Genomic DNA, 23,097 nt, shown 5'->3' with positions numbered 1-23,097 from the left:
ATTTTTCCGTCATGCCACTTTACCGCATCCCATGCAACAATTTGAATACAGAATAAAAGAACCCACAGCCGCGTCATTTAAGACTAAAAATACGCGGCTGTTGGGGTTGTTTGTCTTAGTCTAAGAAACTGCGCAAAGACTCAGATCGACTGGGATGACGCAGTTTACGTAAGGCTTTGGCTTCGATTTGGCGAATGCGCTCACGAGTGACATCGAATTGTTTACCGACTTCTTCCAAGGTGTGATCGGTACTCATGTCAATCCCAAAACGCATACGTAACACTTTTGCTTCTCGTGGCGTTAAGCTGTGCAGCATTTCCTGTGTTGCACGGCGTAGTCCTTCAAAAGTCGCAGAATCCACCGGCGCAGGCAAGCTATTGTCTTCAATAAAATCGCCTAAATGAGTGTCTTCGTCATCGCCGATAGGTGTTTCCATAGAAATGGGTTCTTTGGCGATTTTCAACACCTTACGCACTTTATCTTCCGGCATATCCATGCGTTCGGCCAATTCTTCGGGGGTGGCTTCGCGCCCTTTTTCTTGCAAAATTTGACGGGAAACGCGATTGAGTTTGTTAATGGTCTCGATCATGTGAACGGGAATACGAATGGTACGCGCTTGATCGGCGATAGAGCGCGTAATCGCTTGACGAATCCACCACGTGGCGTAAGTCGAAAATTTGTAACCGCGACGGTATTCAAATTTATCCACCGCTTTCATTAAGCCAATATTGCCTTCTTGAATTAAATCTAAGAATTGCAATCCGCGATTGGTGTACTTTTTCGCAATTGAAATGACTAAGCGCAAATTGGCTTCGATCATTTCTTTTTTCGCCCGCCGTGCTTTGGCTTCACCAATAGAAACCAAGCGATAAATTTCCTTGATTTCGTCCAAACTTAAACAACACACGCTTTCTAATGCAATCAATTTTTCTTGCGCCCGCTTTAACTCATGTTGATGGGGACGCAATTTAGCGGCGTGGCTCTTGTTGCCTTTAAGCAATTGCTCTACCCAATTGGGATTGGTTTCGTTATTTCTAAAGGCAGACAAAAAGGTTTTATTATCCATTTTGGCTTTACCGACACAAATTTGTCGAATAAAGTTTTCTTGCTCACGAATTAAATTAAACGTGTCGCGCAATTTCACCGTCAATTCTTCTACCACACGCGGCGCAATGCGGAATTGTAAGAAACAATCCGCTAATTCTTTACGCACCAAGGCGTAGGCTTCAGAATGAATGCCGCTTTTTTGGCGAGACGCTAACAATTGATGATAAATATGGCGCAGATGATTAAAACGGGCTTCCGTTTCTTCGGTGTCTAACGCGCAATCTTCCATTAACGCGGGATGATCCACATCATCATCGTCTAATTCTTCGGCTGCGACCACTTCATCTAAAGCCGAATCCGCTGTGTCATCTTCGTTGTGGGCTAATTCTGCTTCTAATTCGCCATTCGCACTGTCATTAAAGCCCATTAAAATATCGGATAATTTAACTTCTTCCGTTTTTACTGTGTCATATTTGCGCAGCAATTCTTCGACAATATCAGGATATTGTGCCAGCGCAGATAAGGCTTGACTCATGCCTTCTTCAATGCGTTTAGCGATTTTAATTTCGCCTTCGCGGGTTAATAAATCCACCGTTCCCATTTCGCGCATATACATGCGCACGGGGTCGGTGGTGCGGCCAAATTCGCTGTCCACATTGGCTAAAGCGGCGGCGGCTTCTTCGGCGGCATCCTCGTCAGGTGCGACGGGATCGGACATCAATAAATTGTCTATATCAGGGACATCTTCGTGTACCATGATGCCCATGTTGTTGATCATGTCGATAATACTGTCGATTTGTTCGGGATCGACGATGTCATCGGGCAAGTGATCGTTCACCTCATGATAGGTCAAGTAGCCTTGCTCTTTGCCTTTGGCAATCAATAACTTGAGTTGTGACTTTTGCTCTTCGGGGTTCATCATCATGGAAATAATCCACCTATCGTTGAAGTATGTAACGAAAAACCTGAGGGTCAATCTTGACCAAATTTGTTGCAAAGCAACAAATTAAGGCACTTTTTCCTTATTTTTAAGCGGAATAAAGTGCAGTGCAACATTTTTAGGGCGCATGACCGCGAGCTAACGCGATAAGCCCAGTTCGCACCATGAGGTGCGGCATTGGCGCAGGATAAAGCGCGATGGATAAAATTGTAAAAAAAGAATTCATTTACGCATCAAATAGAACACCAAAATCACTGTCCATTTGATCAAAAAAACCTTGTGGCCAAATTTCTACCCCTCCATTTTTTTGGATAGGAATTTTCACCACACTTTGGTTGTAACCTTCTCGAAAATAAAGAATACTTAATTGTTTTGTGGTTAATCTTTTTTCTAATACCGCAATGCGCAATCCATTTAAAATATGATCGCTGTGCGATTCTATAAAAATTTGCACGCCTGTTTTAGCGACTTCGGTCAAAAATTTAACCAATTCTGATTGTGCTTTAGGGTGTAAATGGATTTCTGGATTTTCAATAATTAAAATATCTCCTTTCTCCGCAATTAACCCCGTCACAATAAGCGGTAAAATACTGCTATACGCAAATCCGACATTGTGTGGTCTGGTGTTGCCTAAAGAAAGGGTTAAAATATTGGATTTAGAGCGCGGTAAATCGAGTTTTATGGGGCTTAAAATTCGGCTTAACCACTCTTGTGTTTGCACCAATAAAGTATCGCTATTTTCTCCCAAACACAGGAATTTTTTTACTTTTTTTTCGCGTAATTTATCTAAAATATTAACCGTTAATTCTCCCTTCATCCCCACATGAGGAAAATCACCGAGCATTTGTTTTTTATAAAATTCTTGAGGGCCAATTCTATCAGCGGAAATAAAATGAATTCGGGCAAATAATAAAAAATCAAGTGATTCTAAATTGTCATTGGGATAAGAAATTTTTAGACACAAATCATCGCTGTCATCTTTTTTTAAAGTGAAAACTCTTGAAATATCCATGTCATCATTGCGACTGTAAAATTCAAACACAATGGGCAATTCAGCCGAATTATGATGATTTCTGACATCGTCAAAACTGCCTAATTTAATATATTTACCGTTTAAAATTAATCGTTTTTTATCCACATAGCCCAATGATTGGTGCATCATGAGTAAAGATTGTAATAATGTGGATTTGCCGCTGCCGTTAAAGCCTGCAAATAAATTAAATTGCGCTAAGGGAAATGAAATTTCCTCTTTAAAACATTTAAAATTTTTTAATGTAATGCTGGTGATCATTGCCGTATTTTTCTTAATGTGCTGAATCGGTGAAGCGATGATAAAAAAATCGCTCAAGGCTTAATCCCATGAGACACCCGCGATAATAAGGGAGCTAATTCAAAAAATTCTTGTTTCTCACTGGGAGTTAGCGCGGCAAGGCGACTTTTTGCCAGTAATAATTCATAACGATATTGATAATATTGTTGTTTAATTTGAGTTAAAATACCATCAAATTCCGCTTCAATATTGACAATGGGTTGTTGTAATAAATTTTCTTGTAACGCATATTCACTGATCAGCGGTTCATACGGCGTACCGCGCCAATATTCGCATAATAACCCTAAGTGCATATCGGGTTGACGGTTTAATAATTCAATTAATAGCATTAAAAATTCCGCATCTCCATCTTTATCAATTAATACGGAAACTTGACTGTAAATGTCTTCTGCTCGCTGCGCTAATGCAGGGGTGTGTAATAGCAGTTGAATGGCCATTTGAATGGGTGTACGATTAACGCGGCCTAAATGTATTATATTGCGCGTGCTAATTTTCTCTCTTTTTTCTCTGCCTTTTTCTCTCACAGCAACTGGATCAGATGGAGAATGTTTAGGCTGGGCATCCTGTATAAGTGTAGTTAATTTTTTAAAATCTACCTGTGTTAATTCATTTAATCGCTGCACCAATAAAGTTTGATAAGCCCCTTCGGGTAACTTGGCTAATAACGGCTTGGCCACTTCCACCAAACGCGCCCGACCTTCTAATTGTGCAATATCGATTCGTTTTAACAGGTGATCGAATAAAAAATGAGATAAGGGTTTGGCTTGTTGTAAATAATTTTGAAATGCCACCGTTCCCACACGGCGAATAAGGCTATCAGGATCATCCCCTTGCGGCAAAAAGGCAAAGCGCACATCTCGTTTACCATTCATTAACGACAAACACGTTTCCAAAGCGCGCCAAGCCGCTTTATAACCCGCGTCATCGCCGTCAAAACAGAAAATAACCTGATCCACTTGGCGGAAAATAATGCGTAAATGCGTCTCAGAAGTCGCCGTTCCCAAGGTCGCAATGGCGTGTGGCACGTCGAATTGCGCCAAGGCGATCACGTCTAAATAACCTTCCACAATAATCAAACGTTCCAGCGGACGCTGTTGCCGTGCTTGATACCAACCGTACAGGGCATCACTTTTATGAAAGACAGCCGTTTCTGGAGAATTGAGATATTTGGGTTTGCTGTCGTCTAACACGCGCCCACCAAACGCAATCACACGCCCCCGTTGATCCAGAATGGGAAAGATAACCCGATTGCGAAAACGGTCATAACGCCGTCCCTGTTCCGTTTCCACCAATAAACCCGCTTGTAATAACGCAGTTTCTTGTGTCGCAAAGGTTTTCAACACCCCATCCCACGCATCAGGCGCAAAACCCACTAAAAACTTTTGGGCAGTCTGTTGATCAATGCCGCGCTGCTCTAAATAACGACGCGCCGCAGCCGCCGCAGGAGTGGTTAATTGATGGGCGTAATAATCGGCAACATGTTGTAATAATTGATAAATCGCGAGATGGCGATCCGTGCGGGCGGCGGGAGATTCGGTTTTTTGCCCATCTTCTTCATACACCACATTCATTCCAAGCTGCCCGGCCAACTCATGGATCGCTTCCACAAAATCCACGTGTTGATATTCCATGATAAAACTCAACACGTTACCGCTGGCACCGCAACCAAAACAGTGATAAAACTGTTTTTCTGCGTTGACACTAAATGAAGGCGTTTTTTCTTGGTGAAAGGGGCAGCACGCGACAAAATGACGGCCTGCTTTGCGCAAGGGGAGAGAATGGCTGATCACTTCAACAATGTCAGCCCGCGCAATCAGGTCGTCAATACACTCACGAGCAATACGCACAATAGGAGCGTACTCGAATTAAGCGGACAAACGTTTTTTAATATCGCTGCTCAAGGCACGCATATCGGCACGGCCTTGAACCAAAGGCTTGAGATGTGCCATGACTTTGCCTAAGTCAGATGGACTGCTGGCTGCGGTTTCCGCTAGGGCAGTGTCGATGAGGGCGTTTAATTCGGCTTCGCTGAGGGGCTGTGGCAGGTAATTTTGCAGCACGTCCAACTCAAAAGATTCTTGTGCCACCAAGTCATCTCGTCCGGCAGCTTGATAGTGGCCGATAGAATCGCGGCGTTGCTTGACCATTTTATCAAGTATTTCAATGAGTTGAATGTCATTGACTTCAATGCGTTCATCTACTTCGCGTTGTTTGATTGCCGAAGAAATCAAGCGCAATGTGCCTAATAAGGCTTTATCTTTACTGCGCATGGCGGTTTTAATATCATCTTGAATACGTTGCTTGAGGGAACCCGACATGATTGATCTCGCTGGTAAATCGGAACAAGGGCTGAAAACGTGATGTTGACTCGGACGGCGCGAGGCTGCGATAAAATACAATTAGTAAGGGCGTTCGCAGCGCAGGGTTTCACGCGACAATTTTTTCATGTGACGTTTTACAGCGGCGGCGGCTTTGCGTTTGCGCACGGAGGTGGGTTTCTCGTAGAATTCACGGCGATGGACTTCAGCTAAAATCCCGGCTTTCTCACAAGCCCGTTTAAAGCGACGGATGGCAACTTCAAACGGTTCATTTTCTTTAACGCGAATGTTAGGCATTGAACACTAAACTCCTTTTATTTGATAAATGGGAAAAGTTTACCTTGTCTAAGTGACTGTAAACGATGTCATCTTAAACGGTCAAGTATAGTCAATAATAGGGGAGTGTGTAAAGGGGGGAGGTGTTTTACTTTTACAACTTCTTGTCAATTTCTGTCTGTTGTCGCTTATGCGAGCTACGGGCTTAGTTTTTGAGCTTGCCGTATTGCTTGAGAGCCTATACCAAAACTAACTTATTGATTATAAAGTTTTAGGTTTTTGGGTCTGGTTTGTGTTCTTTTATAAGTGATTGATTTTTGAGTAGAGCAAAAATATTTTTAAGGAAAGTTAAAATATGGCTAAAAAATAGGAAAGCTAAAGTTTTCATAAAAATATTCTGAAATCTTTAGCTATAAATAGAGTTCTTGTATAGGCTCTAATAGTGAATATTTTTGTTTAACAACTTATCACAGTTTTACACATGTGCGGGTGGAGCAAGTCGTTGTTCTGTAGAATGTGGCGTAACAATTTGTAAATTATCGAGAAATTGTTGCGTGCAGGCTTGCCATGAATAGCGCAACGCATGAGCGCGACATTGGGCGCGGTCACGGGTTAAGGCAATACGCACTGCTTCTTCTAAATTTTCGTGTAAACATCCCACAGTGCTGTGTTCACCGATCACATCTAAAGGCCCTGGGACAGGATAAGCCGCCACGGGTGTGCCGCAGGCGAGAGCCTCTAACATCACCAAACCAAAAGTATCCGTGCGACTGGGGAAAACAAACACATCAGCCGCCGCATAGTAACGCGCTAATTCTTCTCCTTTTTTCAAACCCACAAAATGCACCGCAGGATATTTTTGACGCAAAGCCGGCAATTGAGGCCCATCACCGACAACGACTTTACTGCCGGGTAATTCTGCATTTAAAAAGGCTTCGATATTTTTCTCCACCGCCACTCGCCCGACATACATGGCAAGCGGACGCGGGAGATGTTCTAAAAAAGCCTCTTTGCGAGGTCGGAATAAAGATACATCGACTCCGCGTGACCAAATGCTTAATGATTCAAAGCCTTGCGCGCTTAATTCTTGATACATGCTGGGCGTTGTCACCATAATTTTGGCAGAATAACGGTGAAAACGTCGCAATACGCTATACGTCCACGTCAACGGCACACGAAAACGCGCATAAACATATTCAGGAAAACGGGTATGAAAAGAAGTGGTAAATGCCTTATGATGACGAATACAATGCCAGCGTGCCAACCAACCCAATGGCCCTTCCGTGGCAATGTGAATGCTGTCTGGTGCAAATTCTTCGATTAAACGCCCTACTCGCTTAAACCCATTGACGGTTAAACGAATTTCTGGATAAGTAGGACATGGTACAGTGGTAAATTGTTCGGGGTTAATGACCTGAACTTCATGCCCTAAATGTTGCAGTAATTGACAGGTGGTGGATAGTGTTCGCACGACACCGTTAATCTGTGGCAACCAAGCGTCCGACACGATCAGAATTTTCATCTAATGAATTCTCGAGTTGAAAATAATGTTGCTTATCCGTCCAATGAACAATAAAAAATCGCCCATCCCAATCTTCAATTAATGCAGTACAACTCTCTACCCAATCGCCATCGTTGCAATATAAAATATCGTCTAATTGTCGAATTTCAGCCTTGTGAATATGCCCACAAATCACGCCATCAAATCCCCGACGACGCGCTTCATTCGCTAAAGTTTGCTCAAAATCGCTAATAAAATTAACGGCATTTTTTACTTTATGTTTTAAATAAGCCGATAACGACCAATAAGAATAACCTAATTTGCGCCGTATCCAATTATAAATATGATTGACTTGTAACATTCTTTCATACGCCCAATCTCCCAAAATCGCCAACCATTTTGCATATTGCATCACGCCATCAAATTGATCCCCGTGAATAATTAAAAAACGACGATTATCTGCGGTAATATGAATGGCTTCATCTAAAACGGTAATACCGCCAAACTGCATATCAATATAATCACGTAAAATTTCGTCATGATTACCAGGGACATAAATCACTTCAGTGCCTTTACGGGCTTTGCGCAAAATTTTCTGTACAATGTCATTATGAGATTGCGGCCAATACCACGATTTGCGCAATCGCCAGCCATCGACAATATCACCCACCAGATAAAGATAAGCCGATTCATGCGTGCGCAAAAAATCAAGCAGAAAGTCAGCTTTACAGCCACGTGTGCCTAAGTGAATATCAGACAACCAAATCGCACGATAATGTTTGATAGGGGGAGTCACTCGCCTGTCCTCAAATGTCTTTCGGAATGTGGACTGGTATCTTGACACGGTGAGATTGCAACGCCATGACGTTTACAAGACAGCCTGATGAAAGTTATGTTGTCTCCAGTTTTGTGTGGTCAAAATCAGGATAGGTTTTTGTTTTTATCGGGTCTTTTTAAACGTTAAAAGCGTTAAAAATAGCATTGATTTATAATGCAAAGTTACTTAGAATCGCTTAGGCAAAATAAATAGATTGCCAATTTGGTGGGTTTGCACTAATGGCACAATGCCTAGGCAAATCAAAATGCTTTAATAACAGTGACAGTGAAAATTTAATTTTTTATGGAAGGAAATAAAATATTTGAACGTTCTCACACAAAATTAGGTGTCTATGTGGACGTGGCTAATGTGAATCGTAACGGCGGTTATGGGATGCAATATGATATTTTACGAGAATTTGCCTGCCGCGACGGTGCGGAGCCGATTCGTCTCAATGCTTACGTCAGTTTTGACGTGGAGCGGGCGCGTGATGATTTGGCCTATCGTAAGGGGATTAATGGTTATTTTTCAGTGTTGCGTGAATATGGCTTTAAAGTCATTCAAAAAAACGTCAAATGGTACGAAGACGAAAAAGGCACACGCTACGGTAAAGCCAACGCCGATTTAGACATGGCCGTTGATGCCTTATTGCAATCGCAAAATTTAGATCGGGTCATTATGATTACAGGCGATGGGGATTTTGTGCAGGTGGTTCGCGCATTACAAAATAATGGGTGTCGGGTAGAAGTGGTGGCTTTTGAAAATATTTCTTCTGAATTGAAACGTGAAGCGGACATGTTTATTTCTGGCTACCTGATCCCCAACTTGTTACCAGTAAAAAAGAACGTGGATAATAATTTGATTTGGGGAGAATTGGGATCGGTGGTGCGGGGTTACTGCTCGCATTATTACGAAGATCGCGGCTTTGGTTTTATGCGTTATATGGAGCGCATTGCACCGGGCTTATGGATTACCGATTCGCGCAATGATGATTCTCCTTATAATTCGGCGTTTTTTCACAGTTCTAATTTACCCGAAGAAGTCAACAGCAACCATTTACCCAACCGCGACCTGATTTTTGAATTTCGGCTAGAAGAATCGAAAAGCAATAATAAAGACCCTGTTGCCACCAATATTCGCTTAGTCGGGTCGTAGCGAACTGCGTCGATGTCTATTTCATATCATGGATTCCAACTGACTCAAGGGCAGTTGCATGTGAGTATTGGTATTTCTCCTTCGCACGTTTGCTTGGCAAGTTTGTGGCGAGAAGCCAATAAAATCACCGTAACTGCTTTAGACAAAGTAACGTATCAGCCGCCACAGTTAACGAATGTACTGCATGAATTGGCCGCACGGTGGGGATTTTGTACCCATCCGCCGTGCGTGTTGGTGATGCCGACATCAACGTATCAACTGGTGCGTGTGGAAGTTCCCCGCGATTTAAATACCGCGGGCATTTCTGATTTGGTCACCGAACAATTACAAGCCAAATTAACTTTTGATTTATCGCGTGTTATTTTTGATTTTTTTGAACCTCCTGATTATTTAAATCCAGATTATTCGCGTTGGATTTATGTGGTGGTGACGGAAAAAGCATTAATTCAGAATTATACTCGTCCTATTGTTGCCGCGGGTTTTAATTTACAAGCGGTCGATATTCCTGAAATGGCTTTGCGTAATTTATTGGCGTTATCTCCAATTTATTCAGAAAATCAAGGGATATTATGGTTAGATGACTATCGCAGTATTTTAATTCTGACGCATAAACAAATGATTTGTTCTATCGAATTTATCGCGTTAGGACGGCAGCATTTATTGCAAAATATGCCAGAGCAAATTCCTACGTTAATCTCCACGTTAGAACAATCGATATATCAATATATGCAGCATTTTAATTTGCCGCGTATTAGCCAATTAATGATTGCGCCTGTTGTCGATGATTTGCCGACATTGCCACATTGTTTAAGTCAAGCCTTGCATATTCCCTCACAACCTTTAGTATTAAATCAATGGGTGCGAACCGAAAATTTATCTTTTCCATTAACATCAGCCGATTATTTTTTGGTATTGGGGGCGGCATTGCGGGAAGAAGATGATGCAATGGATTGTGCATGTGAAGAGGAGGCATAAGGCATTATTTTGCGTGTGGAAAAGGGTTTTACTTTATTAGAATTGCTGATTGCATTAAGTATTTTTGCATTAATTGCGGTCATGGCTTATGGCGGTTTGGGGACGGTATTGGAATTAAGCGCGCACACCCAAGAACAAGCCCAATATTGGAAAAAAATACAATTCACTTTGGCGCGATTGCAACAAGATGTGGAGTATTTCACACCGCGTTCCATTCGTAATCCTTATGGTGATGTAGAACCTGCCTTGTCGGCTCAAGGTGATAGCGTGGTATGGACACGGGACGGTTGGTTAAATCCTTTGCAACAAACCCGCAGTGCGTTGCAGCGCGTGCGCTATCGTTATGAAAACGGCGGGTTGTGGCGCGATCAGTGGGTGGTGTTGGATCAGGCGCAGGACAGTCAGCCGTATTCGATTTTAATGCTGGATAATGTAGAGCAGATTAAATGGCAATTTTTAGATCAGGATCACGTGTGGCATGACGTGTGGCCGCCCACCGCGCCATCATGGCGAGAAAATAGTAGTCATCTTGACAATGAAACAGAAAATAAAACGGTGATTTCTTCTCCTTATTTACGGGCTATTGCGGTCACTTTGACATTGCCTCGTTTTGGTGAATTAACGCGGTTAATGGCGGTGGTTGCTGGTGAGTAATGATACGATGATACTTGCATTAGATCAGGAAAAAGCATGGTTGTGTCATGTGCGGCATTGTCCCTCGCCGCATTGGGATGAGCGACCGCTGGGGGTGACTCCCAATTTAATCGTGATTCATGGGATTAGTTTGCCACCGCGTGAATTTGGGGGGAATTATATTGATAAGCTTTTTCAAGGGCATTTAAATCCAAATGAACACCCTTATTTTGCGGGCATTGTGCATCTTAGGGTATCGGCACATGTTTTAATTAATCGTAGGGGAGAAATAACGCAATATGTTTCTTTTCTAAAAAGGGCTTGGCACGCGGGACAATCTTGTTTTGAAGGACGGGAGCAATGTAATGATTTTTCGATTGGGATTGAATTAGAAGGCTGTGATGATTTGGCTTATACTTCCGCGCAATATTCTCAATTAATTCCCTTAATTCGTTTATTACAACAGCATTGGCCAGAGATTACTCCAGATCGCATTGTCGGCCATTATCATATTGCGCCCGGACGGAAAACAGATCCCGGTGAGGCATTTGATTGGGTTCGGGTTTTTCAGGGGATTTCTAAAATATGAACATTTCCACAAAGGAATTAAACTATATTCAGCCACTAAAATCGTACAATTTTAGTAGCTGAATATTTTTTTAACTACTTATGATTTATAAAGCCTTTATTTGTCAGAATCAGAATTGATAAAATTGACTCTTGTGAGTCGTTTATTTTCAGCATATTTTTATTCTTTAATTCTGTAAATTCTGATTCAGACAAAAAATAACTTTCAAGGAGATTATTCAAAATGACAGATGACGAATTAAAAGCCTTAGTTGCCAGCCTTGCTGTTGCACAGAAAGAACTGAGTGAGCGAATGCGACAAACTGACGAGCAAATGCGACAAACTGACGAGCAAATGCGAAAAACCGACGAGCAGATGCTAAAGACTGATGAGCAGATGCGAAAAACCGACGAAAAACTGGAGCGGATCGGCATTCATTTGGGCAATGTGACGCAAAATCAGGGAGATATTGCGGAAGAATTCTTCTACAATAGTTTGGTAAAAGAAACGCGCTTGGGTGATCTCTATTTTGATGATATTACCAGAAATATGCGCAAACACCGTAGCAATATACAAGAAGAATATGATTTATTACTGACGAATGGCGATGCGATTGCGGTGGTTGAGGTTAAATATAAAGCCCATCTTAATGATTTGGATAAATTGGAAAGAAAAGCCAAGAATTTTAAATTATTATTTCCCATTTACCAACAACATAAACTATACGCAGGTTTGGCGAGTTTTCATATTAATGAAGAGCTAAAAAGAATAGCCTTAGAACGCGGCTATTTCTTATTACAACGCTGTGGCGATTTAGTACATACGGAATGTAATTTTTCTCAATTGAAAGTGCTTTGATTTTTTGTCTGAAGTAGTCACGACGCGCTGCGTCATGAATCAACACGATTTTACTTTTTTAATCAACCCCACCCGGAGTGAAAACCATGGCTGAAAAAAAGAAACTGTATGTTATTGTTTCCTCAACCGATACCGCTTATTTAGAACAAATGGTGAATGATCGAATTAAGGAAGGTTATATTCCACATGGTAATTTGGTAGTGACACAAGAGGAAGGCGTGAGCGGAATCACTTACTTTCAACCGATGATTTTAAAGAAACCAAGTCCGGCCGGTTAATGGATTTTGTTTGAATTCGGCAAAGCCTCATGCTCACCCCATAAGGGAAAACTCGTATGAATTCGCGCAGTACAGCAACGTCTCTGTTTCGCCGTTATCACCCCAAAATTAATCCACATCAACCGCATTCGACAAAAAAACCACCGCCGTCCGAACAATACGACCAACAAACTTTAGAACCCAGCGATTTAGCGCAACAAGAATGGCAAGCATTAGGCTTGCCGCTGCCTGATTTAGCTGTGATTCGGGCTTATCGTTTGGAGCGAATTCGGCAACAATTACGGCGTATGGATTACGCGGGAATTGTGTTGTTTGATCCGATTAATATTCGTTACGCGACGGATACCGCGAATATGCAAGTCTGGTGTTTACATAATGCCGTGCGTTATTGCTTTATTCCGACGGAAGGGCCAGTAGTATTATTCGAGTTTTACCACTGCGATCACATCAGTCATCATCTTGATTTAATTGATGAAATTCGACCTCCATTTTTGCTCAATCTACCCGTATTGGTTCAATTTTTACTGATATTGGCTGTGATCGCCACTGTGATTTTGCCAAACGCCCAATTATCGGCTTGGTTATCGTGCCATGTCGCCTAAAAAAGTAGAAGAATGGCTTCACATCCAAAAACAAGCGGGTGCGCAGGTGATTATCAATGGTGCGGATCAATTTTTAGGGCGCATTGTGCAGAAAGGCGGCCGAGAAGATATTCTTGAGATCATGTGCATTGTTAGAGAACAGGGAATGCCGATTTTATGGCCAAATGGTTTAGAATTGAAAAAAACCACCTTGGGACGCGGTATCAATCGTAAATCAGGCTTGGATTTTACGCCCGATGAAGAATTGATTCAGGCCTTGTGGGGTTGGGATGGAAAAGTGGGCTGTTACATGGCTTATATCCCAGCCGAACGCCCAGTCTTCGGACAAGAAAATTATGCCAAATTACTCCCGTGGCAAGAACATTGTGAGATTATTAAGGCGATTGTGCGGACAAATGTGCCTTATATTCGTTATGGAGTCATCATTGGTTTTGCTGATGACAATGATGAAACCCTTTGCCGTCTTGAAGAGGCTATTTGGGGATTGTACGAAGAATTAATGCAGATTAATCCGTCATTGGGTTTTCAAGTTGCGCCTTTCTGCCTCTCGCCGATTCCCAGCACCGAACAAGCTGAAACCTTGCGTGAGTCTGGATTGATACGCATTGATGATCCGAACATTCTTGGCGGTATCTGGACACCCGGCGTAGATACGCACCATTTAAGCTACGGAGAAATTGCCGATTGGCAGCAACGCTTGACCCACATTGGGCGCAGTCGTTATATGACGGATGGGAGAAAGTAGTAGAGCGTATAATGCCTAAAGTTTTTATTTATCAGAATCAGAATTTACAAAATTTTAGAATTTTCCGAATTAAAGAATAAAAATCTACCAAAAACAAACGACTTGCAAAAATCAATTTTGAAAATTCTTGTGTCTGTAAATTCTGATTCTGACAACCTACTGGATGAACACGATAAAATGACTCCCGCAACACTTCCAACAATTGCTATTACTTTAGGTGAACCCGCTGGTATTGGGGTGGATATTGTGCTGATGTTGGCACGGGAAAATTTTCCCTTGCGATTGGTCGTTATTGGCAGCATTGATTTATTGCGACAACGGGCAACATTATTAGGAATAAAAGTAGAATTAATCGCGGTTACTTTACAAGATATTATTCCTCCCCATTGTCCAAATCAATTATTTGTTATTAATATTCCCTTGAATGCAGAAGTGACACCGGGCGTGTTAAATCCAGCCAATGCCGAATATGTCTTAAATACCTTGCGGGCTGCTGCCATAGTGGCTGTACACGGTTTATTTGATGCGATTGTCACCGCGCCTGTGCATAAGGGCATTATTAATGCGGCAGGCGTGTCGTTTAGCGGCCACACCGAATTTTTCGCCGCATTAACCAACACGCCGCAAGTGGTCATGATGTTGGCAACGGGCAAGCTATCCGTGGCTTTGGTGACGACGCATGTCCCCCTGGCACAGGTGTCCGCGCTTATCACGCCTGCGCGTTTGGAATCGGTCATTCGCGTGTTATATACGGATTTACAAAGAAAATTTGCCCTAAATGCTCCCCGCATTTTGGTTTGTGGTTTAAATCCCCACGCGGGCGAAAATGGACATTTAGGACGTGAAGAAATGGAAGTGATTATTCCTGTCTTGGAAAAATGTCGCGCTGAGGGTATGGTTTTAATTGGCCCTGTTGCTGCCGATACGGCATTTACCGACGCGAGTTTGACGGGAATTGATGCGGTATTGGCTATGTATCATGATCAGGGTTTGATTCCGTTGAAACAACGCGGCTTCGGAGAAGCGGTGAATATTACATTAGGTTTACCGATCATTCGGACATCGGTTGATCACGGGACGGCCTTAGAATTGGCAGGCACGGGACAAGCCAAACCTAATAGTTTACGCGCCGCTTTACACAGTGCCGCCACCATGGTGTTGCGACAACAACAAAAGGAAACCCGTCATGCGATGGATACCATGTAGTTTATTATGCAGCGGCTTATTGAGCTTAACGGCTTGTAGCGTTCCTGTGGCTTACCAACCTTGTGCGTTTCGGGTGCAATCGGGAGAATGTTTTTCTCAAAAACCGCCTGCTGATGCCGATTTAATGTTAAGCAGTCAACAAGCGATTCATTTATTACTCGCCAATGCTCAAGAATCGCTGGTGAATAAAAGAATTTGGGTGGGCGCATTAAGCGATATTAATCACTTGCATAGAAATGGCACATTAGGGCGTTTATTAGGCGAACAACTAGGTGCGGCTTTAGTGCAACGCGGGCATTTAGTGATGGATGGTCGAAAAATTTTTATGGACACCGAAGGCCATTGGCGACAAGCGGACAGTTGGCGGGGGGTAGCGCGTTCGGGGGATGCGTTGCTGATGGGAACATACGCGCTGGGTGCGGATCGGGTTTACATTACGCTTAACGTATTGAGTGTAGACCGCGCCCATTTGGTGTCCTCTTACGCTTACAGTTTACCTTTGGGCAATAATTTATTGGCGTTATTGGAGAAGAAATAATAGCGCATGAATTCGCAGCCTCAATTCCCAACTATAGCGGCCGCGAAAAACTTGACCATTGCTTGTATGTTCGCTCTTTTCGTTCTTATTCGCTCTTTCCTGCGCAGTCACCTCATGGTGTTCATCTCACTTTCGCGTTATGATCCCACTACTTTCCACTTTCCACTTTTGAGTTTCCAACCATCATGGATAAAATCATAAAACCCGTGCGTAAAGCCGTTTTTCCCGTTGCAGGTTTAGGCACTCGCTTTTTACCCGCCACCAAAGCCAGCCCTAAAGAAATGTTGCCTATTGTGGATAAACCCTTGATTCAATACGCTGCTGAAGAAGCCGTTGCCGCGGGCATTGAACAATTGATTTTTGTCACCAGCAGCGGTAAACGCACCATTGCCGATCATTTCGACCGCAATCAAGAATTGGAAAATGAATTAGAACAACGCGGAAAATATGATCTTCTGGCGATGGCGCGTCATATTGTTCCTGAGGGCGTGAGTTGTATTTATGTGCGACAACCGCAGGCTTTGGGTTTAGGACACGCGGTATTGTGTGCGCGGCCGGTGGTCGGTGATGAACCGTTTGCGGTGATTCTTGCGGATGATTTAATTGACGGGCATGAAGTGCCGTCGTTAGTGCAAATGGTAAATATTTTTGAAAAACAACAGTGTAGCGTCTTAGCCGTCGAACAAGTTCCCCAAGAAGAAACGTATAAATACGGTATTGTCGCTTCTCATCCGCTCTACGAAGGGGTGACCAGAGTCACGGATATTGTTGAAAAACCCTCACCCGATAAAGCACCTTCACGACTTGCTGTTGTGGGACGTTATTTATTAACGCCGAGAATTTTCGATTTTCTAGAGAAAACCAAACGCGGCGCAGGCGGCGAAATCCAATTGACGGATGCCATTGCGGGTTTATTGTCAGAAGAACAAGTGTTGACTTACCAATTTAAAGGCACACGTTACGATTGTGGCAGTAAATTGGGCTACCTCATGGCCAATATTGACTATGCCTTAAAACATCCCAATTTACGCGAAGATTTCCGTTTGCATTTATTGGAAATTACCAAACACTTATAATCATTTTCTGTTAAAAAAAACGCCACACACCCAACGGAGCTGCATTGATGAAGCTAGAAACCCTTGCTGTACACGGTGGTTATTCGCCCGATCCCACCACCAAAGCCGTCGCCGTTCCCATTTACCAAACCACCTCTTATGCGTTTGACGATACGCAACATGGCGCGGATTTATTCGATCTCAAAGTCGCAGGAAATATTTACACGCGGATCATGAATCCCACCACCGATGTGTTAGAAAAACGTGTCGCGGCTTTGGAAGGTGGCGTTGCGGGATTAGCGGTGTCGTCGGGAATGACCGCGATCACTTATGCCATTATGACGCTGGCTGAAGCGGGCGATAACATTGTCACGTCGAGTACGTTATATGGTGGAACGTATAACTTATTCGCCCATACTTTTCCCCAATACGGGATCAATGTTCGTTTTGCGGATTATCGTCAGCCTGATGCGTTTGCGCGTTTGATCGATGAAAAAACCAAGGCGATTTTTTGCGAATCCATTGGCAATCCCTTGGCGAATGTGGTGGATATTGGCGCATTGGCTGAATTGGCACATCGGCATGGAATTCCGTTAATCGTTGATAATACTGTGCCGACTCCGTATTTATGTCGTCCATTTGAACACGGTGCGGATATTGTTGTTCACGCGCTGACCAAATACATGGGTGGACATGGCACAAGTATTGGCGGGGCTATTGTCGATTCTGGCCGTTTTCCTTGGGCAGAACACGCGGCGCGTTTTAAACGGTTAGTACAACCTGATGTCTCTTATCACGGCGTGTCTTATACGGAAACTTTTGGCGCAGCGGCATTTATTGCGCGGGCGCGGGTTGTGCCGTTGCGTAATATGGGTGGGGCGATTTCGCCGTTTAATGCGTTTTTGCTGTTACAAGGCATTGAGACCTTACCGGTGCGCATGGATCGCTTGTGTGACAATGCTCAAGCCGTCGCCGAGTATTTACAACAACATCCCCAAGTCAGTTGGGTACAATATGCGGGTTTGGCTGGACATCCTGATCGCCATTTGGTGGATAAGTATATGAATGGTAAGGCTTCGAGTATTCTCAGTTTTGGCATTCGCGGCGGACGAGAAGCAGGCGCGAAATTTATCGACGCGCTACAATTAATCACTCGTTTAGTCAATATTGGGGATGCCAAGTCACTCGCCTGCCATCCCGCGACTACGACACATCGTCAATTGTCTCCCGAAGAGTTGGCTTCAGCGGGTGTATCGGAAGATATGGTGCGTTTATCCATTGGTTTGGAACATGTGGATGATGTGATCGCGGATATTGAACAGGCATTAGCAGCCGCAAAAGGGTAAGCAAAAATGGCAACCGTCACACAATTATACCGTTATCCCATCAAAGGATTAAGTGCCGAAGCATTACAACAAGTGTTTCTCCGCGCCCATCAGACCATTCCCTTAGATCGACAATTTGCGTTGGCGCATGAAACGACTTTATTCGATCCCAGTGAACCGCGTCATTTGCCGAAAACTGATTTTTTAATGTTGATGAAAAATGAAAAATTAGCGGCTTTACGCACGGAATATGATGATGGCACGGGAATTTTGAGCATTTACGCCTATGATAATCAAGGGGATGAACGGGTATTGTGTGCGGCTTCGTTGTACGATGCGGCGGGCGTGGCGCGGATTGAGTCGTTTTTTACCGATTATTTAGCGGGAGAGGTGCGCGGACGGGTAAAATTGGTGCGGGCAGAGGGGCATAGTTTTTCTGATGTGGCGGCGCGGGTGTTGTCGTGTATTAATCTGGCAACGGTGCAAGCAGTAGAAGAAGCGATAAAAATGCCCATTGACCCCTTACGTTTTCGTGGCAATGTGCATTTAAACGATTTGAACGCATGGGAAGAATTATCATGGCCGACAGGTCAATTAATTCGTATGGGAACGGCCACAGGGCGCGTGTTAAAACCCATTCCCCGCTGTGCGGCGACCAATGTGAATCCATTAACCGCAAAACGAGATTTGAAAATTCCCCAAACCTTATTGGCGCATTGGGGACATGTGAATTTGGGCGTTTATGTGGAAGTAATCGCCGATGGTGAGTTGGCGGTGGGCGATGCGTTTCTCACGCCATTTTAAGCAAACAGAGCAATGATAATGACCAAAATAGTCTATGAAACTCAAATAGAAACTTTACCGTTATTGCATCGCGGTAAGGTGCGGGATATTTATCAAGTGGATGATGCGCATCTTTTAATTGTGGCCACGGATCGTTTATCGGCATTTGATGTGGTGTTACCTACGCCGATTCCAGAAAAGGGCATTTTATTAACGCAAGTGTCTAATTTTTGGTTTTCTTTAATGTCAGATATTATTCCCAATCATTTGACTGATTATCCTTTAGAAAAAGCCATTCCTAATGCTGATTTACGGGCTACATTACAAGATCGCAGTGTGATTGTAAAGCGGTTAAAAGCCTTACCCATTGAGGCCATTGTGCGGGGTTATTTAGCGGGATCGGGTTGGAAAGATTATCAACAGACGGGTGCAGTTTGTGGTGTGGCGTTGCCTGATGGTTTAACGCAAGCCACTCGTTTGCCGCATCCCATTTATACGCCTTCGAGTAAGGCCGCGGTGGGAACGCATGATGAAAATATCGATTTTGCCCACACAGTGGAATTGGTTGGGGAGTCTTTAGCTGCGCAAATTAAACAAACCAGTTTAGCAATTTATCAACGCGCCCAAGCGTATGCTTCTACTCGCGGCATTATTATTGCGGATACTAAATTTGAATTCGGTGTTGATGAATCGGGACAATTATTTTTAATGGATGAATTATTAACGCCAGATTCTTCTCGTTTTTGGCCGGTAGAATCTTATGCCGAAGGGATCAGTCCACCCAGTTTTGATAAGCAATTTGTGCGGGATTATTTAGAAACTTTAGATTGGGATAAAAAAGCCCCAGGGCCAATTTTACCGCCTGATGTTTTAGAAAAAACTGCGGCTAAATACCGCGAAGCGCAAGTGCGTTTGTGTCAAAGTTGGTATTAATTGATAAGTTGTTTTTTCTGTCACAATCAGAATTTTCAGAATGAAAGAATTAATAAAATTGATTCGTTCCAATTCTGAAAATTCTAAAAATTTTGATGCAGACAAAATAAGGGCTTTATGAATTCTATCTTTAATTAAGATATTTATCTCGTTCTCACATGCTGAGGCTGTGAAAGAACCTCAGTTGTCTGTTTAGAATCTATAGCGAATTTCCGTAAACCACTCCCGCCCAGCTTTGGGATAATCGCCGATTAAGCGCGGATCGCCGGGTTCGCGGCGGTCTTCGTCGAGTAAATTGCGCACGCCGACGGCGATATTCCAAGGGGTTTTATGCGCGGTGTCTTTGTAACGCAGCGTCACGTCAAGTTCCACATAATCGGCTAAAGGCTCGCGTAAATCGTCGGCGAGACGCGCACGGTCTGCCACCCAATTCAGCCGCGTGTCGAGAAACCAGCTATGTCCCAACAGCCAATCGTGGCGCAAATACGCTTGGTAATGCGGATAATCGCCCGCTTCCATGCCGTTGCCGTCTTCGACTTTGGCGTAGGCGAAATTCGCTAACAGGCTGGATTTGTTATTGATTTTCCAACGGCTTTCGAGTTCAACACCTTGTCCTTTGAGTGTGCCGATGTTGTCGTAGGTGTAAATCGCGCCGCTGGTCGCGCCTGCCGAGGTGAGTAAACGCCGTTGAATTTTGTCGCTGATTTCGTAGTTAAACAGATTCAGCGTTAGGTTCAGGTTATCGCTGGCGCGGTAATCCAAACCCAATTCCCAGGTGGTATTGGTTTCTGCTTTTAAGTCAGAATTGCCGACTACAGCGAGGTTGCGCGGGATGTACATTTCCGCAAAAGACGGGGCGCGAAACGCCGTGCCGTACAACAACTTAGCCGCAAGGCGCGGGTTAATTTGCCACACCAGCGCAGCGCGGGGGTTGGTCGTGCTGTCGAAATCCGAATACCAGTCATGACGCAACCCCAGCGTCAGTTCCCAATTGGGCGCGAATGCCCAAGTATCTTGCGCGAACAGGTAGCGATTTTCGCGGATATTTTCAGGAATCAGCACCCGTCCCAAAGTTTCGGCATTCACCATGACTGGCACTTGCCGATTGGCTAAAAACGACCAGGGGACATCATGCAAATCCGCATACAAGTACCCTGCGCCGAAGCGCACCGTGTGGCGACTAAAACCACGATACGCCGCGCTCAAATCCAAGCGGGTTTGGCGTTGATGATAACCACTATTGTTGGGCGCACCGTAGGGCAGCAGCTCGCCGCCGCGAATCGCGCCGGGGCGGGCGCTGTGTTGGTTAAACCAATCATCTGCGATGTCGCGGTAACTCAGTTGCGCACTGGTTTCCCAGTGTGTGCCGAGTTGTGGATTATGGTACAAAAGACTGGCTTGTAGCTGGTCAATTTCTTGATATTCTTCAGGATTTATTACCAACACCGTGCCTAAACCAGCACCCGCATCACGCCGACGTAACCAGTGAACATCCATGCGCCAGTGACCTTTGACGGCGTTGGCATGAAGATTCAATTGTTGCTGTTGCAAATACGTCCGTCCTGGTGCTTCGCTGACCTGTGTGCCGGTGGCTTTGTCCAGCAAAGATTGCGCGTCTTGATGCACGGTTTCTTGATGCCCGTCGGTGTCCAGATAATCCAGACTCAGTGCCAAATCAAAGCCATTGACCTTGCCGCCGTACAATAACCAAGGGTTGTAAGTCGCATGACTGCCCATACGCAAGCCCGCTTCTGTACCCGGCATATCTGCTGCGGTTTTGGTGAGAATATTGATCACCCCTGACACCGCGTCCGCGCCGTACAGTGCCGAGCCGGGACCGCGAATGATTTCAATGCGTTGAATCATCTGCACCGGCGGCGGAGACCAACCCCCACGCCCGCCATCGGTCAGGCTTTTAACTGGAATGCCATTGACCATCATCAAGACTTCGTAATTACTGGCAGAATGCACCCCACGCACGTCGTACAGCGGCGCAAATCCTATTTCCGACAAACTGATGTGCATTCCCGGCACAGCTTCAAGGATTTCATCCAAACTGCGTGCGCCCATCGCCTCAATATCTTGCGCGGTAATCAGCGTGGTAGAAGCAGGCGCGGTGGCGGTGCTTTGCTCAAAACCAGAGGCGACGGTGACGCTTTGTTGCTTGACCAAGCCATCAAATACGTCGAACACATCGTCTAATTTAATTTCCATTTCCTGCAAATCTTCCAACGAAAGCCCGCGCAACACTTCTAAACGGGCTTTTTCGGCATCAGTCAAGGCATAAGCGGTGTTAGATAGCAGGGTAACAAGCGCAAAAATACTTATTTTTTTCATGGTGTTATCCCTTATTTGCCATTGACGATGTGTGCAACCCGCATCAAATTTGCGCCGGGTTTGAGACCTGCATCGGTAAATGCCTCTGGGTCAAGCATTAGGCGAATTTTGTTATCGCGTGGGAAAAACTGCACCATGCCGCCTCGCACGACAAAATTGTCTATATCGCTGACGGTCAATACCGGCTTATACTTCAATTCGGCAAAAATCGCCTGCAAGCGCGAATTTTCCGATGCGCTGATAAACACCGAATGACATGCTGCCACTTCGCCGACCGCCGCCACCCGGCGCACCGTGACTGGATGTTCGCCGACTTTCTGCCCGACAGTAATCACATCCAAGCGTTCGCCGAAAGGGTCAGCACCCAACACGCAAATGTCAAACGCACGGTTTTCTCCGGTGAAATGATGCGCTGGCCAGGTGATAAAAGAACTGAGATTGAACAAAAACGCGGCTTTTATTTCGTATTCTTTGGCGGCATCCAGTGCCAGTGCAGGGACACTCAAAGCCAATGCGAATATGGCGAGCAATTGTTTTAACATACTCAAGTTTCCTCACTGAAAAAACATGTTACTTGTTTGCGCGGACAAAGCAGAAGTTGAGAGTCCATACTGAAATTAACTCATTGATTATAATGTGTTAAATTTGTGAGGCTGGTTTGTGTTTTGTTTTAACGGTCAATGCGCCCGCCATAGCATTTCCATTCATTAGAGCCTATTACTGCCAGTTTTACGTTTAACAGTTTACCCTTCTATAATTTCCAAGCAATGACAAGATCACCAGTGGATTAGGAGTCAGTCATTCAATCATTCATAAAATTTTTGTCACAATCAGAATGTTCAGAATGAAAGAATTAATGAAATTGATTCGTTCCAAT

The 23,097-nt window shown here is 44.2% G+C and carries 23 protein-coding genes; 14 read left to right on the top strand and 9 right to left on the bottom strand.

What is annotated here, in order from left to right; translation table 11 throughout:
- Positions 1–115: 115 nt before the first annotated feature.
- From rpoD to TPSD3_RS09550, 7 genes are all read right to left on the bottom strand, one after another.
- Entirely contained in the window at positions 116–1,966 is a 1,851-nt protein-coding gene (rpoD, locus tag TPSD3_RS09580; RefSeq protein ID WP_086488445.1) for an RNA polymerase sigma factor RpoD, read from the bottom strand.
- A gap of 247 nt (positions 1,967–2,213) precedes the next feature.
- The gene (locus tag TPSD3_RS09575) at positions 2,214–3,335 is read right to left on the bottom strand and encodes a DUF3696 domain-containing protein (protein ID WP_217884415.1); all 1,122 of its coding nucleotides are present in this window, start codon (positions 3,333–3,335) and stop codon (positions 2,214–2,216) included.
- The gene (dnaG, locus tag TPSD3_RS09570) at positions 3,332–5,164 is read right to left on the bottom strand and encodes a DNA primase (protein WP_176329816.1); all 1,833 of its coding nucleotides are present in this window, start codon (positions 5,162–5,164) and stop codon (positions 3,332–3,334) included. The genes TPSD3_RS09575 and dnaG overlap by 4 nt, the downstream gene beginning before the upstream one ends.
- Before the next feature lie 18 nt (positions 5,165–5,182).
- The gene (locus TPSD3_RS09565; RefSeq protein WP_086488309.1) at positions 5,183–5,635 is read right to left on the bottom strand and encodes a GatB/YqeY domain-containing protein; all 453 of its coding nucleotides are present in this window, start codon (positions 5,633–5,635) and stop codon (positions 5,183–5,185) included.
- A gap of 81 nt (positions 5,636–5,716) precedes the next feature.
- Positions 5,717–5,932, bottom strand: a complete 216-nt coding sequence (rpsU, locus tag TPSD3_RS09560) for a 30S ribosomal protein S21 (RefSeq protein WP_086488308.1) — start codon at positions 5,930–5,932, stop codon at positions 5,717–5,719.
- Positions 5,933–6,386: 454 nt separating this feature from the next.
- Complete coding sequence (locus TPSD3_RS09555) at positions 6,387–7,382, bottom strand: glycosyltransferase family 4 protein (RefSeq protein WP_245391554.1); 996 nt, start codon at positions 7,380–7,382, stop codon at positions 6,387–6,389.
- Positions 7,383–7,389: 7 nt separating this feature from the next.
- Positions 7,390–8,208, bottom strand: coding sequence for a UDP-2,3-diacylglucosamine diphosphatase (locus tag TPSD3_RS09550; protein ID WP_086488306.1), 819 nt, complete (start codon positions 8,206–8,208; stop codon positions 7,390–7,392).
- Between the two features lie 324 nt (positions 8,209–8,532).
- Between TPSD3_RS09550 and TPSD3_RS09545 the strand changes: the two genes are divergently transcribed.
- From TPSD3_RS09545 to TPSD3_RS09480, 14 genes are all read left to right on the top strand, one after another.
- Positions 8,533–9,384 (top strand): LabA-like NYN domain-containing protein, encoded by an 852-nt coding sequence (locus tag TPSD3_RS09545; protein ID WP_086488305.1) that lies wholly within the window; start codon positions 8,533–8,535, stop codon positions 9,382–9,384.
- Between the two features lie 12 nt (positions 9,385–9,396).
- Positions 9,397–10,359, top strand: a complete 963-nt coding sequence (locus TPSD3_RS09540) for a type IV pilus biogenesis protein PilM (protein WP_140048528.1) — start codon at positions 9,397–9,399, stop codon at positions 10,357–10,359.
- A gap of 15 nt (positions 10,360–10,374) precedes the next feature.
- Entirely contained in the window at positions 10,375–11,013 is a 639-nt protein-coding gene (gene gspJ, locus TPSD3_RS09535) for a type II secretion system minor pseudopilin GspJ (protein WP_245391572.1), read from the top strand.
- A gap of 7 nt (positions 11,014–11,020) precedes the next feature.
- Positions 11,021–11,581 (top strand): 1,6-anhydro-N-acetylmuramyl-L-alanine amidase AmpD, encoded by a 561-nt coding sequence (gene ampD, locus TPSD3_RS09530; protein WP_086488302.1) that lies wholly within the window; start codon positions 11,021–11,023, stop codon positions 11,579–11,581.
- A gap of 222 nt (positions 11,582–11,803) precedes the next feature.
- A complete protein-coding gene (locus TPSD3_RS09525) occupies positions 11,804–12,418 on the top strand; it encodes a hypothetical protein (RefSeq protein ID WP_086488301.1) in 615 nt (204 codons plus the stop codon).
- Between the two features lie 86 nt (positions 12,419–12,504).
- A complete protein-coding gene (locus TPSD3_RS09520; protein ID WP_086488300.1) occupies positions 12,505–12,696 on the top strand; it encodes a DUF1737 domain-containing protein in 192 nt (63 codons plus the stop codon).
- 56 nt (positions 12,697–12,752) lie between these two features.
- On the top strand, positions 12,753–13,298 hold the full coding sequence (locus TPSD3_RS09515; protein ID WP_086488299.1) for a hypothetical protein: 546 nt from the start codon (positions 12,753–12,755) through the stop codon (positions 13,296–13,298).
- Positions 13,288–14,043, top strand: coding sequence for a hypothetical protein (locus TPSD3_RS09510; RefSeq protein ID WP_086488298.1), 756 nt, complete (start codon positions 13,288–13,290; stop codon positions 14,041–14,043). The genes TPSD3_RS09515 and TPSD3_RS09510 overlap by 11 nt, the downstream gene beginning before the upstream one ends.
- 129 nt (positions 14,044–14,172) lie before the next feature.
- Positions 14,173–15,249 carry a 4-hydroxythreonine-4-phosphate dehydrogenase PdxA gene (gene pdxA, locus TPSD3_RS09505; RefSeq protein WP_342587072.1) on the top strand — a complete coding sequence of 359 codons (1,077 nt, stop codon included), beginning with the start codon at positions 14,173–14,175 and terminating at the stop codon, positions 15,247–15,249.
- A complete protein-coding gene (locus TPSD3_RS09500; RefSeq protein ID WP_086488296.1) occupies positions 15,230–15,787 on the top strand; it encodes a FlgO family outer membrane protein in 558 nt (185 codons plus the stop codon). The genes pdxA and TPSD3_RS09500 overlap by 20 nt, the downstream gene beginning before the upstream one ends.
- A 185-nt stretch (positions 15,788–15,972) precedes the next feature.
- Positions 15,973–16,863: a UTP--glucose-1-phosphate uridylyltransferase GalU gene (galU, locus tag TPSD3_RS09495; RefSeq protein WP_086488295.1), complete on the top strand. Its 891-nt coding sequence runs from the start codon at positions 15,973–15,975 to the stop codon at positions 16,861–16,863.
- Positions 16,864–16,910: 47 nt separating this feature from the next.
- Positions 16,911–18,188: an O-acetylhomoserine aminocarboxypropyltransferase/cysteine synthase family protein gene (locus TPSD3_RS09490; protein WP_086488294.1), complete on the top strand. Its 1,278-nt coding sequence runs from the start codon at positions 16,911–16,913 to the stop codon at positions 18,186–18,188.
- A gap of 6 nt (positions 18,189–18,194) precedes the next feature.
- Positions 18,195–18,971 carry an MOSC domain-containing protein gene (locus TPSD3_RS09485; RefSeq protein ID WP_086488293.1) on the top strand — a complete coding sequence of 259 codons (777 nt, stop codon included), beginning with the start codon at positions 18,195–18,197 and terminating at the stop codon, positions 18,969–18,971.
- An 18-nt stretch (positions 18,972–18,989) separates the two neighbouring features.
- Positions 18,990–19,883 (top strand): phosphoribosylaminoimidazolesuccinocarboxamide synthase, encoded by an 894-nt coding sequence (locus tag TPSD3_RS09480; RefSeq protein WP_086488292.1) that lies wholly within the window; start codon positions 18,990–18,992, stop codon positions 19,881–19,883.
- 192 nt (positions 19,884–20,075) lie between these two features.
- On the opposite strand, the gene TPSD3_RS09475 is transcribed toward TPSD3_RS09480, so the two are convergent.
- The gene (locus TPSD3_RS09475; RefSeq protein ID WP_086488291.1) at positions 20,076–22,220 is read right to left on the bottom strand and encodes a TonB-dependent receptor plug domain-containing protein; all 2,145 of its coding nucleotides are present in this window, start codon (positions 22,218–22,220) and stop codon (positions 20,076–20,078) included.
- 11 nt (positions 22,221–22,231) lie between these two features.
- Positions 22,232–22,762 carry a TOL_0243 family YfiR-like periplasmic protein gene (locus TPSD3_RS09470; RefSeq protein WP_086488290.1) on the bottom strand — a complete coding sequence of 177 codons (531 nt, stop codon included), beginning with the start codon at positions 22,760–22,762 and terminating at the stop codon, positions 22,232–22,234.
- Positions 22,763–23,097: the final 335 nt, after the last annotated feature.

It is taken from the genome of Thioflexithrix psekupsensis (genome assembly GCF_002149925.1).
Taxonomy (GTDB): Bacteria; Pseudomonadota; Gammaproteobacteria; order Beggiatoales; family Beggiatoaceae; genus Thioflexithrix; species Thioflexithrix psekupsensis.
This window is presented reverse-complemented; position numbering and strand designations above follow the sequence as displayed.

Excerpts from the sequence above, each read along its gene's own strand:
- galU (WP_086488295.1), top strand. The coding sequence starts at position 15,973 with ATGGATAAAATCATAAAACCCGTGCGTAAAGCCGTTTTTCCCGTTGCA.
- TPSD3_RS09490 (WP_086488294.1), top strand. The coding sequence starts at position 16,911 with ATGAAGCTAGAAACCCTTGCTGTACACGGTGGTTATTCGCCCGATCCC.
- TPSD3_RS09475 (WP_086488291.1), bottom strand. The coding sequence starts at position 22,220 with ATGAAAAAAATAAGTATTTTTGCGCTTGTTACCCTGCTATCTAACACC.
- TPSD3_RS09515 (WP_086488299.1), top strand. The coding sequence starts at position 12,753 with ATGAATTCGCGCAGTACAGCAACGTCTCTGTTTCGCCGTTATCACCCC.
- TPSD3_RS09520 (WP_086488300.1), top strand. The coding sequence starts at position 12,505 with ATGGCTGAAAAAAAGAAACTGTATGTTATTGTTTCCTCAACCGATACC.
- rpoD (WP_086488445.1), bottom strand. The coding sequence starts at position 1,966 with ATGAACCCCGAAGAGCAAAAGTCACAACTCAAGTTATTGATTGCCAAA.
- ampD (WP_086488302.1), top strand. The coding sequence starts at position 11,021 with ATGATACTTGCATTAGATCAGGAAAAAGCATGGTTGTGTCATGTGCGG.
- TPSD3_RS09500 (WP_086488296.1), top strand. The coding sequence starts at position 15,230 with ATGCGATGGATACCATGTAGTTTATTATGCAGCGGCTTATTGAGCTTA.
- rpsU (WP_086488308.1), bottom strand. The coding sequence starts at position 5,932 with ATGCCTAACATTCGCGTTAAAGAAAATGAACCGTTTGAAGTTGCCATC.
- TPSD3_RS09525 (WP_086488301.1), top strand. The coding sequence starts at position 11,804 with ATGACAGATGACGAATTAAAAGCCTTAGTTGCCAGCCTTGCTGTTGCA.
- TPSD3_RS09540 (WP_140048528.1), top strand. The coding sequence starts at position 9,397 with ATGTCTATTTCATATCATGGATTCCAACTGACTCAAGGGCAGTTGCAT.
- TPSD3_RS09480 (WP_086488292.1), top strand. The coding sequence starts at position 18,990 with ATGACCAAAATAGTCTATGAAACTCAAATAGAAACTTTACCGTTATTG.
- TPSD3_RS09545 (WP_086488305.1), top strand. The coding sequence starts at position 8,533 with ATGGAAGGAAATAAAATATTTGAACGTTCTCACACAAAATTAGGTGTC.
- TPSD3_RS09510 (WP_086488298.1), top strand. The coding sequence starts at position 13,288 with ATGTCGCCTAAAAAAGTAGAAGAATGGCTTCACATCCAAAAACAAGCG.
- TPSD3_RS09470 (WP_086488290.1), bottom strand. The coding sequence starts at position 22,762 with ATGTTAAAACAATTGCTCGCCATATTCGCATTGGCTTTGAGTGTCCCT.
- TPSD3_RS09485 (WP_086488293.1), top strand. The coding sequence starts at position 18,195 with ATGGCAACCGTCACACAATTATACCGTTATCCCATCAAAGGATTAAGT.
- TPSD3_RS09565 (WP_086488309.1), bottom strand. The coding sequence starts at position 5,635 with ATGTCGGGTTCCCTCAAGCAACGTATTCAAGATGATATTAAAACCGCC.